The 14,084-nt window shown below is 48.8% G+C and carries 13 protein-coding genes; 2 read left to right on the plus strand and 11 right to left on the minus strand.

Going from position 1 to position 14,084, the window contains the following annotated elements; translation table 11 throughout:
* Positions 1–4 precede the first annotated feature (4 nt).
* The 10 genes from BEN74_RS06600 to BEN74_RS06645 form a co-directional block, all read right to left on the minus strand.
* The gene (locus BEN74_RS06600) at positions 5–1,534 is read right to left on the minus strand and encodes a helix-hairpin-helix domain-containing protein (RefSeq protein ID WP_068908640.1); all 1,530 of its coding nucleotides are present in this window, start codon (positions 1,532–1,534) and stop codon (positions 5–7) included.
* A 35-nt stretch (positions 1,535–1,569) separates the two neighbouring features.
* The gene (locus BEN74_RS06605; RefSeq protein WP_068908637.1) at positions 1,570–3,333 is read right to left on the minus strand and encodes a PP2C family serine/threonine-protein phosphatase; all 1,764 of its coding nucleotides are present in this window, start codon (positions 3,331–3,333) and stop codon (positions 1,570–1,572) included.
* Positions 3,334–3,368: 35 nt separating this feature from the next.
* Positions 3,369–4,421, minus strand: a complete 1,053-nt coding sequence (locus BEN74_RS06610; protein ID WP_068908635.1) for a TerY-C metal binding domain-containing protein — start codon at positions 4,419–4,421, stop codon at positions 3,369–3,371.
* Positions 4,422–4,505: 84 nt separating this feature from the next.
* Positions 4,506–5,141, minus strand: coding sequence for a vWA domain-containing protein (locus BEN74_RS06615; protein ID WP_068908633.1), 636 nt, complete (start codon positions 5,139–5,141; stop codon positions 4,506–4,508).
* Between the two features lie 13 nt (positions 5,142–5,154).
* On the minus strand, positions 5,155–5,796 hold the full coding sequence (locus tag BEN74_RS06620) for a TerD family protein (RefSeq protein ID WP_068908631.1): 642 nt from the start codon (positions 5,794–5,796) through the stop codon (positions 5,155–5,157).
* A gap of 45 nt (positions 5,797–5,841) precedes the next feature.
* Entirely contained in the window at positions 5,842–6,480 is a 639-nt protein-coding gene (locus BEN74_RS06625; RefSeq protein WP_068908628.1) for a vWA domain-containing protein, read from the minus strand.
* A 530-nt stretch (positions 6,481–7,010) separates the two neighbouring features.
* The gene (gene groL, locus BEN74_RS06630) at positions 7,011–8,645 is read right to left on the minus strand and encodes a chaperonin GroEL (protein ID WP_068908626.1); all 1,635 of its coding nucleotides are present in this window, start codon (positions 8,643–8,645) and stop codon (positions 7,011–7,013) included.
* 67 nt (positions 8,646–8,712) lie between these two features.
* On the minus strand, positions 8,713–9,003 hold the full coding sequence (locus BEN74_RS06635) for a co-chaperone GroES (protein ID WP_068908761.1): 291 nt from the start codon (positions 9,001–9,003) through the stop codon (positions 8,713–8,715).
* Positions 9,004–9,180: 177 nt separating this feature from the next.
* On the minus strand, positions 9,181–9,960 hold the full coding sequence (locus tag BEN74_RS06640) for a metallophosphoesterase family protein (protein ID WP_068908623.1): 780 nt from the start codon (positions 9,958–9,960) through the stop codon (positions 9,181–9,183).
* Complete coding sequence (locus tag BEN74_RS06645; protein WP_068908621.1) at positions 9,941–10,879, minus strand: diacylglycerol/lipid kinase family protein; 939 nt, start codon at positions 10,877–10,879, stop codon at positions 9,941–9,943. Before BEN74_RS06645 ends, BEN74_RS06640 begins: the two co-directional genes overlap by 20 nt.
* A 412-nt stretch (positions 10,880–11,291) precedes the next feature.
* On the opposite strand from BEN74_RS06645, the gene BEN74_RS06650 reads away from it, so the two are divergent.
* Together BEN74_RS06650 and BEN74_RS06655 are read left to right on the plus strand one after the other, a co-directional pair.
* A complete protein-coding gene (locus tag BEN74_RS06650; protein WP_068908619.1) occupies positions 11,292–13,124 on the plus strand; it encodes a phosphoenolpyruvate carboxykinase (GTP) in 1,833 nt (610 codons plus the stop codon).
* Between the two features lie 103 nt (positions 13,125–13,227).
* Positions 13,228–13,605: a hypothetical protein gene (locus BEN74_RS06655; RefSeq protein ID WP_068908617.1), complete on the plus strand. Its 378-nt coding sequence runs from the start codon at positions 13,228–13,230 to the stop codon at positions 13,603–13,605.
* Positions 13,606–13,651: 46 nt separating this feature from the next.
* Here BEN74_RS06655 and BEN74_RS06660 read toward each other — a convergent pair whose 3' ends face one another.
* Positions 13,652–14,029: a PoNe immunity protein domain-containing protein gene (locus tag BEN74_RS06660; RefSeq protein WP_068908615.1), complete on the minus strand. Its 378-nt coding sequence runs from the start codon at positions 14,027–14,029 to the stop codon at positions 13,652–13,654.
* Positions 14,030–14,084: the final 55 nt, after the last annotated feature.

A 14,084-nucleotide genomic window follows, 5' to 3' on the forward strand; every position in this document is an offset into this window, starting at 1 on the left:
GCTTTTAAGCCTGCACCATTTGCACAACCGCCAGACGGCCGCCGTCTTCCTTGGACAGCAGAATTTGCGCGCCGTCGCTCAGCTCAATTTTACTTCCAATCGGAATCGCTGTTTTTGCGGCGGCGTCAGTTAAATCAGGAAGGCCTTCATTCACCAGCCACCAGCGCTCATCATGCAGCACAAAATAGCCTTTGCGCCGGGTTTGTTCCGGCGCCAGCCGTTCATTCGGCGCAATCATATTATTGGCATGCCAAGCATATAAAGACTGCCCCGGCCAGACCATCAGGCGGTGGTTATCGGGCCGGAAGCTGCCCCCTTGGCGCGCGGAATACAGATTCAAAACCGGCAGCTTTCCTGAAAAAGGCGTATGGCAAAATGGGCACCGGGGCTTGGTCGTATTGTCAAATACATACCATTTATGGCTGCAGGCGGCATTTTGGCAGGGCTGAATCAAGTCAACCGTTTTCACCAAAGCAGTTTCCCAGTCATTTGCGGAAGGGCGCTTGGCCGGGTCATGCAGGCCGTCAATAAAGCTTTTATTGAATAATTCCGTTAAATAAGGCCCTGAAACGCTATAGGGAATTTGGCTTGGATCGGCCCAGGGAAGCTGGGAAGCCTTAAGCTGCTCTGCGCGCACCCGGTTGCTCGGGTCAGCAGGATGCTCTACAAATAAGGATTGCCCGCCCATGCTTAAGTTTTCATCTTTCTGCGGGTCGTCCATATCGTGGATTTTTCCACCACGCAGCGGATGGCGGTAAAGCAGATACATATAGATCAGCACCGCCAGCGCATGCTTATCGGTTGCTATGCTGGGCAGAGAGCGGCTGGGGTCTTCTTTGGACAGATGGCTGGTCATCACCACTTCAGGCGCAATAAAGTCCGGTGTTCCAACGACATCCGGCGGATATTTTCCCGGCACAACCAAGCCGTCCACATCAATGACGCAGGCGCTGCCTGTGACCGGATCGATAAGCACGTTTTTGTAGGACAAATCTGAATGCGCCAGCCCGGCTGCATGCATGCGGCGCACGGCGCGTGAAATCTGAATGCAGATTTTAAGGTAGTTCAGCCATGTGCCTTTTTCGCGCTCATCTAAAAACCGGTTTTGATTATTGGCGCTGGCAAACCATTTGCCTTCTTTTTCCTTGCCTTGAATTTTCAGAAAATCGTTATTCTTCGAGCCATATTCAAAAAAGAACTGCTGTTTATAGGCTGGAGCGGTAATGCCCAATAAATTGTTGTATTCAACCAAGCCGTCCGGCCAGCAGAAAATATTTTTCCAGTAGGCGCCGCCCGCGCCGTTAAAAATGCCATTCCATTTATTGCCGACAATTTCTTTCAGGCGGTCTTTCTGCTGTTCAAGCGCAGCTTTGGATTCATAGAATTTATTCTTTTCCCTGCTGAAAAAGCAGACGACATAGCTTTTATCCGGCGAGAAATAAACATCTTTCATGGCGCCGGAACCGATCACTTCATCCACAAATTCGATTGCGCGCCCATCTGTGGTTGTACATTTAATGATTTTTGCAGACATACCTGAATTACCTGATACTCAATGCGTGATAGCTTTTATGCGCTGTTTTTGCTGCACAAGACCGCCATGGTGCGGTCATCATGGTGTCCGGGCGTGAAAAAGTGCATCCAGTCCAGCAGTGCTGAAGCGGCGTTTTCGGACTGCAGCAGCGACTCAATTTGCTGATGCAGCGCCTGCCATTTTTGCGGATTGCTGAGGCCGGCATCGGTTTCAAACAGCGGATCTGAAATGCCGTCCGTCATCAGCATGACCGCTTCCACATCTGCAAAGCAGCCGATTTTAATGCGGGCGCCCAGCTCCTGATGAATGCTCCGGTCTAAAAACTTGGTTTGCCCGGCATATTCGCCGCCATCGGCAGCATTCATCAAGCGCGCATGGCCCTGGCCATAGACCGAAATTGCGCCGTCACCGACAGAAAAGGCGCTGATAAAGGTTTTGCCGTTGTGCCGGCAGACCACCGCCGCCAGTAAAGTCGTTGCAAAAGCTTTTCCGGCCACGCCTAATTGCTGCGCATGCTGTTCTATTTGCGCAATGATGGAACGGTAAATTTCATAGTAGACATTGAAAAACTGCTGATTCAGCTTTTTAGCGATGGCATTGGTTCGCTCATCCTGAGCGCCAATCTGCCAGTTCCGGATATCTTCATTAATGACCGCAATGGTATATTCATTCAAGTAGCGCTGAAACTCATTCTGTACAATATCCACCGCAATGCGCGAGCCTTCACGCGAATATTCGGCGCTGCCGGCCCCATCCGCGACGGCAATCACTGACCACTGGCTGCCGGGGATATTGCAAATCCTGAAATCATCATCACGGAATGCGCCGCCATGCTCATGCGAACGCCCCCTTCGGCTGGCAGCCACAATTTTATAATCATCCAGATCAATGCTTTTAAAGTCAGCATGCGCTTTGGGAAATAATTGCCCGCCCTCAGGCTCTATGACTTTCCATAAGCTGCGCGGGTCTGGAATCACATTGATTTTGCAGCTGGCGGTGCGCGTCTCCTGATGCATACAGTACTGAAATGAAAATTCCAGTTCTTCGGCTTTTTCAGGCATGCCGTGGATCTGCTGCGTAGCGGCGTCAAAATAAAAATGCGCATAGGGAAACTTAAAGCTCTCCGCTTTGAACTGCACATCATCTGCAGCATGATTGGAGATAATCGAAAGCCTAGATTGATACGCTTGCCCGGCGCGCGCGTTATCGGCCTGGAATTTCGGATCATTAAAACTGGATTTATTAAACACGTCGGTGATCTCTGCCCTGCGGTTTTTTTCCGCTTCATCCTCTGCGCTGGATTCGCCCGGATGAGTTGGCGAAAGCGCTGAATTTTTATTAAGTTCTGCCGGTGAAAGCTCTGGGTGCGCAGCGCCTGACCCGGCTGATTCCGCATCAGCCGAATTGGCTTGAAGCGCTGTCGCATCCGGCTGCTGTTCCTCTGCTTGCATGGCATGGCCCAGTCCGCCTTCGGCAGACGCGTGCTCATGAACAGAAGCATTTTCAGACACATGCAGCAGGCTTTGCTGCCCAGTCAATCGCACGGCCGCATCCGCAAGCCCTGCATCTGCACTTGCTGAATCATGCAAAAGCTCAGCCTGATTTTGAGCGCCGCATTCAGCATGCGCCGGCTCTGAAATTTCAGCCCTTAAACCCGCCGGCTGCAGGCGCAAGGCGCGCAGCAGCATGGACAGCTGGCTTAAATTTTCGTCCTGTGAAATATAGGCAACAAACTGATCCTGCAGCCCCAGCTCATTTTTTTCAAGCATCTGCTTAATCTTGCACTTCAATTCAGCCATTTTCCGCCCTTGTGATCAGTCCGCTGATAATATTCTTAGCCCTGTCCGCGCGTCAGGTCAAAGTCGCCGCCCGAAACCGAAAAGCTGATTTGACGCTGGCACCATGGGCAAACCGCATATTCGCTGTAGCCGTCATAGCACATCAGGCTGCCGCAGGCGCACATTGCAAAAGCCGTTTCCGCATAGCAGTGCGGACAGCCTGCGCTGCCGTCCAGCACAGAGGTATTGATTTTGGCTTTTTCCGCAGCATGATCTGTCCAGCTGAAATAATCCTCGGAAATTCCAGTGCAGGCCTCTAGTTTAAAGTTATAAATATTGATGTTTAAATCTGACAGTTCGCCGTACTGCAGGCGCCGCGAATATTTCAGAATATAGGGGTGATGCAGTTTCTGGCAGCGCCCGACAATGGTGACAGTCCGGTCATCCGCCTTAGACTTGCGGAAAGTCAGGCGCTCTTTGGCAAGGTGCATGTAGCGCTCATCCAGCGGCAATAAATCCTGCCGGTCCTGATGCTGCCCGACACTGATGCTCTGCGAAACGACGGAAGCGCTGATCCATTTGCATAAATTTTTCACATAGTCCTGATCAATCTGATCGACTGAAATGCAGTGCTCTGTCAGCCTTTTGAGGATTGAAAAATCCACATCCTGGCCTAAGCCGATGGCAACCAGCGTCACTTTATTTTCATACTTGGCTTTCCAGCGGCTGATGGCGCCCTCATAATCATCGGTAGGACGCCCATCGGTAAATAAATACACCACCGGTTTCCAGTCGCCTTTCACATCTGCAGTGGTTTTAATCACAGAGCGCTCTATTTCCTTCGCCAAATGATCAAGCGCTTTCCCCAAATGCGTGCCGCCACCCAAGGGCAATTCACAGGCCTGATAGGCAAACAATTCCGTCAAGGGTACAAGTGTTCTGACAATCCCGGCATAAGCAATCACCGAGACATACACTGTTTCCAAGGCATAAGGGTCTGTTCTCAGGCTGTTCATAATGAAATCAACACCTTCTTGTACAGCTTGAAGCGGCTGACCGACCATTGACTCCGAGCAGTCAATGACGAAAAAAACAGGCAGTCGGCGCATAATCTCACCTAAGTTATATTGTTATCGCAGTTAATCATTAAAATAAATTAATGCTGAAAGCCGGAATAGCTTTCAGCACAGCGCTTAAAGAACCAGCTGGATTTCTGAGGGCGGCGGCGGCAAAGAAATAGAATCAGATACGCCAGCGCTGCTGCTTCCAGCCACGACACTGGCAGAAACCCATTTAAAGAAGCTGGAGAAAGCCGCCGAATCCATCGTGTCCAGCACAACCACCTGCTGGGTCAGCTGCAGCAAGGCTTCCGTTTTCGCCTTAGGCCCGGCAGCGCAGGCCACAATCGAAGCAAAATTCATCTGCCTGATTTCCGGCGCAATCTGCTGAAAGGCATAGACGTCTGATGGCGAGCCGTCGGTCATTAAAAACAGCAGCGGGCGCCAGTCGCCCTTCTGTTCGGCTGAACTTTTTTTGACGTTCTGCTGCACTTCCGCAGCCAGCAGCTCCAAGGCCGCACCCATAAAAGTCGCGCCGACATTCGGAACATCAATATCAGCCAGCTGCACCTGATCCAATGGCGTTAAAGGCAGGTAAACCTTAGCTTCCATGTCAAAAGTAATCACGCTTAAATAAACGCTTTCCAAGGCATAAGGGTCTTGCCTGAGCGCGCTGAGCATGGACTGCAGGCCCACATTTACGGAATGGATCGGTTCGCCTCGCATAGAGCCGGAAGTGTCCAGCAGAATATAAACAGGTAAGCGGCGCATTTTTATCTCTTCTTTACAGGTATTTTTTTAACCATTCTACAAAATTATCTGAAGCGGATGATGAACCCACCGCGTTGAATTTCCATTCGCTGTTTTCACGCACCAGCTCAGCAAAAAGCAGCGAGCGCTGCTGGTCATACTGCCCCTTTCCAGATAAATCAAACCGCACCATTTCCTTGCCGGAAGCATCTACAGCGCGGATGAATGCATTCTGCACTTGCCCAAAATGCTGATTGTTTTTTGCGCCTTCATAAATCTGCACAATAAAGGCAATCTTATGAAAATCACTGGAAAGATTGTTCAGCTTCACGACAATCTGCTCATCATCGCCATCGCCTGCCCCAGTACGGTTGTCGCCGGTCAGCCAAATATCCCCGGTACGGTGCTTTAAGTTATTGAAGTAAATCACATCACTGTTTTTCAGGGTGGGCTTGCCGCTGGCATCTCTGCCGACATCGCGCACTTTGCCGTCGGCATCGCATAAAAAAGCCACTACATCCAGATCATATTCGGCAGGCTGCCCGCCGAATAAGCCGCCCAGCAGGCCTTTCTTTTGCTCTGCAATATCCCATCCCAGACCAATGGTCACCAGTGACAAATTATTCTGTGATTTTTCCAGCGTCAGGCCTTGCCCTTTTGCTAAGGTGATTCCCATTTTATTGTTCCTTTTTTATGCCAGTGTTAATTATTAGTATGCTGCTTAAAGTACAACGTTTACTTCCGGAGGCGGCGGCGGAAGGTCATTCAGGCCGGTCACCTCTTTCTGCCCTGCATCCACTTTTTGGCTGCCGGCAGAAATGCTGGCGGAAACCCATTTAAAAAATGCTTTAATTGCGCTGCTGTCTGCTGTCGCCAGCTCTACAACAGCTTCCGCAATCTGCTTTAACACCGCAGTATCCGCATGCTGTCCGGCAGCACACGCAACCACCATGCCGGTTTTAACCTGCTTGAGTTTTTCAAAGCCTTTTTTCCAGTCATCCGTCGGCACGCCATCGGTCATAATAAAGACCAGAGGCTTCCAGTCGCCGCGGGTCTCAGGCGTGGTTTTCTGCACTTCCTGACTGATCTTATCAGCCAGCAAAGCCAGCGCCTCCCCAAGCTGGGTTGCGCCTGCGGCCTGCAGCGCCGGCGGATTGAACATGGCAATTTCGGTGAGCGGCATTAACTGCTTCGCCGCTGTATCAAAACTGATAATTGATAAAAAGGCAGTTTCCAAAGCATAGGGATCTTGACGCAGTGAAGAAACCAGCATTTCCACGCCATTTTTTACCGCTTCAATCGGCTCACCCAGCATAGAACCGGAGGTATCCAATAATAAATAGACAGGTAATCTTCTCATCGCAGCCCCCCTTTTTTACTTTTTAGTTCATTTTCAGCTTTATTATCGGCCTTATATTAGCCTAAAAAAAACTATATAAACAAAGGTTTTTTTATATATTGAACATAAATATATGCCAATTTTTTCAAAAATCTAGATTTAACTTTGAGCTGAAAACCCTGCGCAGGCGCATAAGGCAAACTGTTCAAAAACAGCCCGCTTTAGGCTGAAGCTGGCTTGCATTTCATTTACAGTGCAAACGCTTAACTCGCCATGCAGGCTTGAATGAAAAACTGCAATAGCAGATTAATGAACCGGCCATTCCTTGGCTTTGCGCTTCATCTAATCTTGCATATTTTCTGCTGATTTATTTTTTAACTGCAGGCCACGCAGCTGGAAAAGCCAATGCGCTTGAAGCTTCTGCATGAATTTCCAAAATAAAAAAGGCCGCAATAAAGCGGCCTCTTTTTCACAATTAAATCAATTGCGGACAGCCAGCAAAATTCTAAATAGAATATTTAAAATTCAGCCCGCTGCTTTATGAGCGCAGATTACATCATGCCGCCCATACCGCCCATGCCGCCCATATCTGGCATAGCCGGCTTGTCTTCCGGAATTTCAGTAATCATGCATTCAGTTGTCAGCATTAAGCCAGCTACAGAAGCCGCATGCTCAAGCGCAGAACGGGTTACTTTAGCCGGGTCAAGAATACCCATTTCCAGCATGTCGCCATATTCTGAAGTCGCTGCATTGTAGCCGAAGTTGCCTTCGCCATTTTTAACCGCATTGATGACAACTGAAGGCTCATCGCCTGCGTTTGCTACGATTTGGCGAAGCGGCGCTTCAATTGCGCGGCGTAAAATGTTGATGCCTACGTTTTGGTCATCATTTACACCTGTTACGCCGTCAAGCGCAGCTGCAGCGCGTACCAGCGCAACACCGCCGCCTGCAACCACACCTTCTTCAACCGCAGCGCGAGTCGCATGAAGCGCATCGTCAACGCGGTCTTTCTTCTCTTTCATTTCAACTTCAGTCGCAGCGCCGATTTTAATCACTGCAACGCCGCCTGCCAGTTTAGCAACGCGTTCCTGCAGTTTTTCTTTGTCGTATTCAGAAGTTGATTCTTCAATTTGCGCGCGGATTTGCGTTACACGTTCAGCAATCTGGTTTGCATCGCCAGCACCGTCAACAATCACAGTGTTCTCTTTAGACACAGTAATCTTGTGCGCAGTACCTAGGTCTTGAAGAGAAGCTTGCTCTAAAGTCATGCCTACTTCTTCAGAAATCACAGTCGCGCCAGTCAAAATTGCGATATCTTGCAGCATTGCTTTACGGCGGTCACCAAAACCAGGGGCTTTCACTGCACATACTTTGATAATGCCGCGCATGTTGTTCACGACAAGAGTCGCCAACGCTTCGCCTTCAACATCTTCAGCAATGATTAACAGCGGCTTGCCGGTTTTCGCAACAGCTTCTAAAACTGTAATCAATTCACGGATGTTGCTGATTTTTTTATCAACAAGCAGAACGAACGGATTTTCAAGTTCAGCAGTTAAAGTGTCTTGCTTGTTGGCAAAGTACGGGCTGATGTAGCCGCGGTCAAACTGCATGCCTTCAACAACGTCCAAAGCATCTTCAAAGCCTGAACCTTCTTCAACGGTAATCACGCCTTCTTTGCCTACGCGCTCCATTGCCTGCGCAATGAGTTTACCTACAGTTTCGTCAGAGTTTGCAGAGATTGAACCGACTTGCTCAATCGCTTTGGTGTCAGATGCAGGCTTAGCTGTAGCTTTAATTTCAGCAACCAATGCTTTAACAGCAAGGTCAATACCGCGTTTCAAGTCCATTGGGTTCATACCCGCAGTTACAGACTTGATGCCTTCATTTAAAATTGCTTGCGCAAGTACAGTTGCTGTTGTTGTACCGTCACCCGCGATGTCATTGGTTTTAGAAGATACTTCACGAACCAATTGAGCGCCCATGTTCTCAAATTTGTCTTTTAGAGAAATTTCTTTCGCAACCGTTACGCCATCTTTAGTGATGTGCGGTGCACCGAAAGAACGGTCGATCACAACATTACGGCCTTTAGGACCTAAAGTCACTTTTACCGCATCTGCAAGCACGTTTACGCCTGCAATCATTTTAGAACGCGCTGAATCACCGAATTTTACGTCTTTAGCTGACATGCTAAACTCCAAATCTTCTTAAATTTTAATCAATTGTATTGCTTAAACAGCAAATGAATGTTCTGAATTAACCTTCAAGAACCGCTAAAATATCAGACTCTTTCATTACCAACAGCTCTTCACCGTCAACTTTTACTTTTGTGCCGGCATAAGCGCCGAACAGCACGTTGTCGCCCACTTTTACGTCTAAAGCGCGCACGCCATTGTCAGTAACTTTGCCATTGCCTACGGCAATGATTTCACCCTGAGCAGGCTGTTCAGCTGCTGAAGTGCTCAAGATCAGACCACCCGCAGTTTTTGTTTCTTTTTCAACACGGCGAATAACAACGTTATCATGTAAAGGACGAATGTTGCTCATTTGAAACTCCATCAGACTAAGTCTTTTATACAGTGAAAAGATAATGGCTTTTTGAATTCCATTCGGCCATTATCAAAATAATTTCATGACACTTTTGTGGGGATGGAAAAAAGCGCTTCAAGGGCAAAATTAAAAAATATTTCCAATTCCGTGTTTTTTTTATGCGTTCCCGCGCTTTCATGGCTGCGCAGGCTGCTTCGGATGGGCTAAAAACAGCTGGCTGGCTTGATCAAAATAATAGTGCTCAACATCGCCCTGGCGGTTCAGGGTGTTGAAACTGTTCGGTAGGCCCTGATGCAGGCGGTAAGATGTCGCCGTCCCGGCGTGAATATCCAGCACAGGATGCGGCGCGCCCAAACGGTAAATCCGGTTTAAGTCATAGACCGCAGGCTGGTGCAAATGGCCATGCAGCAGACCATGCAGGCCGCTTTGGCTCCAGGTTTCCAGCGCCAGCCGGCCCAGCACCGGGCAGTCTTTTACGCCATGCGGATCATCCGGCGGCGTATAAAATGGCTGATGGGCTGCTATCAGCTTAAGCTTATGCGGCGGCGCCTGCTTTAACTGCTGATTAATCCATTGGATCTGTTCTAAGGAAATATGGCCGCGGGTATGGTAGCGGCGCCGGATGCTGTTCACGCCCAGAATATAAAAATGCTCGGTTTCCAGCGCGCCTTCCAGGCTGCCGAAAAACAGCTGATAGCGGGCAAAGGGGCTGAATACCCGGTTCCATACATGGTACAGCGGAATATCATGATTGCCCGGCACCGCCAGATAGGGCAAATTCAGGCTCTCTAAAAACTGCCTGCAGGCAAAAAACTGCCCATAGCGCGCGCGCTGGGTTAAATCGCCGCTGATCACCGCCGCTTCTGGCGCATGTGTTTGGCAGAACTGCTGCAGCGCGCGGATGCAGGCCTGCTTTTCTGTGCCGAAATGCAGGTCAGACAGATGCAGCAGCATGCGGCACCCTTACTTTTAAGGCATTTTTCTGCACGCTGATCCGCAACGGCGTCTGCATTTCGGCAATTTCCCCATCCAGCGCCACAGTCAGCTTTTTGCGCGCCGAGTGAATCGTGACCTGATCAGCGTCAAAACTGTAAACATCCGGGGCTTTTTCGATATTGCCCCGCATCAGCTGCCACAGCAGCTTAAACAGCGTCAGCTTATCGCTTTTGGCCACCACCACTCCGGCCACTTTGCCTTGGGCCGCGCTTTCCGCAATCCGCAAATTCAGGTCAGCCAGCTGCAGCTGATTATTGCCAAAAAAAATCAGCGGGGTAGTCACCGGATATTTAACTCCGTCCGCTTCTATCTGCAGCTTCAGCTCCTTGCGGCCGCGGATCAGCACATCCAGCCCGGAAGTGTAGGCATTCAAAGCCAAGCGCCCCAAGTGCCGGTTGTACAGCTCGCGCTTTTGGATAAACAGCGGATACAGGCCCAGGCTGGCATTATTCAAATAGATGCGGTCATTGATTTGCGCCGCATGCACCGGCCTTTCAGCGCCCTGCGCAATTACCCTGGCCGCCTCTGCAAGATCCAGCGGAATCTTCAGCACCCGCGCCACATAGTTGAAAGTGCCCAGCGGCAAGATCCCCATCGGAACCGGACTGTGCATCAGGCGCTGCGCTACGGCATTCAGTGTGCCGTCGCCGCCGGCTGCAACAATAATGCCTAAATTATCAGGATCTTGATGGCGGAGCATCACCCGCTGCATCAGCGCGTCAAAATCCGGCGGCTGGCCGATTTCAAAAGACTGGATTTCATAGCCGAATGCGCTCAGCAGCCACACCAGCTTCTCATAAACCTCAGCATTATTGGCTGCATGAAAGCCGGATTTGCGATTGTAGACAATAGACAGCGGCTGGGCTTGATTTGACATTTTTTATACGTTTTTAAAGCACTTATTCTAATTCTGTCGATTTTATCGGCAAATAAAAGTTCCTTTATGTAAAATTCAAATTGGCGTCATTTATTTAATCAATAATAATTCTCAAATAAAATTAAAGAATAAATTAATGATTTTAAACAAAATTAATATAATGAATAATACTCATAAAATTAAGAAATATTACATAAAAACCAATCAAAACAATATAAACATATGATTTTAAATAAATTTAACTAAAAATATCATAATCTTCCAAAAAAAATCCACCCGTTCTTTAGTCTTATTTTTTTTATGAAATTATGCTTTAATAGCGCCACTTTTTTTCATATTTCATCTGCGTAATGCGCTCCATTGCGCAGATCAGACTTTGTACAGTTTGTACATATTTAAGATAGGCCTCACCATGACCCAAGTGAACGCACCAGAATTCGTTCGCCACCCTAAGCTTATTGCTTGGGTGGAAGAAATTGCAAAATTAACGAAACCAGCGAAAATTGAATGGTGTGACGGCAGCGAAGAAGAATATCAACGTTATATCAACTTGATGATCGCTAACGGCACTATGCAAGCGCTTAACCAAGAAACTCATCCTGGTTCTTATCTTGCCAATTCTGATCCTTCTGACGTTGCTCGTGTTGAAGGCCGCACTTATATCTGTTCAGAAAAGCAGGAAGATGCCGGCGCAACAAACAACTGGGAAGAGCCTGCTGCAATGCGCGCCCGCCTGAATGGCCTGTTTGACGGCTCAATGAAAGGCCGCACGCTGTACGTGGTTCCATTCTCTATGGGCCCTTTAGGTTCTCATATTGCGCACATCGGTATCGAACTGACTGACTCTCCTTATGTTGCAGTCAGCATGTCTAAAATGGCTCGCATGGGTAAAGCCGTTTATGACGTTCTTGGCACTGACGGCGAGTTCATTCCTTGCGTGCACACTGTAGGCGCGCCGCTGGAAGAAGGCCAGAAAGACGTTGCATGGCCTTGCAACCCTGAAAAATACATCGTTCATTACCCAGAAACCCGTGAAATCTGGTCTTACGGTTCGGGTTACGGCGGCAACGCATTGTTAGGCAAAAAATGCCTGGCGCTGCGTATTGCATCATCTATGGGCCGCCAGCAAGGCTGGTTAGCAGAACACATGCTGATCCTTGGCGTGACCAACCCGAAAGGCGAAAAACACTACATCGCAGCGGCATTCCCTTCTGCTTGCGGTAAAACCAACTTTGCCATGCTGATTCCGCCGGCAGGCTACGAAGGCTGGAAAATCGAAACTGTAGGTGACGACATCGCTTGGATCAAACCGGGTGAAGACGGCCGCTTATACGCAATTAACCCAGAAGCAGGCTTCTTCGGTGTAGCGCCTGGTACAAATACCAAGACTAACCCGAACTGCATGGCGACACTGCATAAAGACGTGATCTACACCAACGTTGCTGTGACTGACAACGGCGAAGTATGGTGGGAAGGCCTGACTAAAGAAGCGCCTGCCAACCTGACCAACTGGAAAGGCAAGCCACATACCGGCGAAGAAAAAGCTGCGCATCCAAACGCGCGCTTCACCGTTTCTGCCGGCCAGTGCCCTTCGATTGACGCTGACTGGGAAAATCCAGCTGGCGTGCCGATTTCAGCATTCATCTTCGGCGGCCGCCGCGCGGACACAGTGCCTCTAATTTCAGAAGCATTCGACTGGGTTGACGGCGTGTACAAAGCTGCAACAATGGGCTCTGAAACTACTGCTGCTGCTGTTGGCCAGCAAGGCATTGTGCGCCGCGACCCATTCGCGATGCTTCCATTTGCCGGCTACAACATGGCGGATTACTTCTCCCACTGGTTAGAACTTGGTGAAGAAGTTGCTGCGAAAGCGAAAGCTGCCGGCAACAAGCTTCCAGGCATCTACAACGTGAACTGGTTCCGCCGTGATGCTGAAGGCAACTTCGTATGGCCTGGTTTCGGCCAGAACATGCGCGTTCTGGAGTGGATCATTGACCGCTGTGAAGGCCGCGCTGATGCAGTTGAAACGCCAATTGGCCTGGTTCCAACGTATGAACAGCTGAACTGGACAGGTTCTGACTTCACTAAAGCACAGTTTGACCTTGTAACTGCGCAAGACAAAGATCAGTGGATCAAAGAATTGGAAAGCCACACTGAGCTGTTTGACAAGCTTGGTGATCGTTTGCCAAAAGCGCTTAAAGCCCGTCAAGACGAGCTTTTAGAAGCTGTTAAAAAATCTGCTTAATTGCAGGTGAAATTGAAAAAAGGCCGCGTACGCGGTCTTTTTTCAATCTGTTTGTTTTGACTTAACTTTATAAATCAACAAAAAACCATAAAAGGGGAAATTCATGCTAAAAAAATTCACACTGGCAGCCAGCCTGCTTGGCTTATCCAGCCTCGCTATGGCGAAAGCGGAAGCTGAGGCCGTAAACACGGCACAGCCTGCGCTTCATGTCTGCGCAATCAAAGGCACGCCGGATGCCAGCCAGTTTCAGATTAAAAAGCGCATTAAAGTCGCCAAAGGCACTTACGGCAGCGTAACAGAGCTGTATCCGCGCTTTGCAGAGCGGGCGCATCAGGTGGGCGGCAACGTGGTCATCAACTACAATGCCAGCCAAAGATTCGGCTTCTGGCCTTGGCGCGTTGTGCGCCCGGTAATGTGGGGCACAGCAGTAAAATGGAATACGCCTGTTGACTGCAAGGCGCTGGGCGGCGTCGAAATCTGAAAATAGAAAAGCCGCGGAAGCGGCTTTTTTAATGCGCAGTCCTGGCCTATTCGACCAAGTCTTTAGGGTAATACATGCTCTTCAACAGCAATACATCAAATAAATAAACTAAAGCAGCAGCTTTAAAAGTCCAGTAGCCGGAATAATATGTGCTATCTGGCATTTTATTGTGCCCATTATGCCAAAAATCCCCCTTTCGGCACGTATGCCAATCTTTTATATAGCATTCTAAAATTTGAGCTGCTTGAGCCTTATCATTATTTTCGCGCATTATTCTAATTACACTGCACAAATCATCATAATGAAGATTATACAATAATTCACCCGCCGGTTTTTTATAGCCATCTTGCGTCAAGTGAAAACATAAATTTAACACCTCATATTCCCAATAGTCATAATCCAGCTGCTCTCCCAGTGCAAGCAACGAAATCCGGGCTGACTAGCAGTAAAATTCAGCATTAAAATTTTTAAATAGCAGT

Origin of the sequence: Acinetobacter sp. WCHAc010034, assembly GCF_001696615.3 — a bacterium.
Taxonomy (GTDB): Bacteria; Pseudomonadota; Gammaproteobacteria; order Pseudomonadales; family Moraxellaceae; genus Acinetobacter.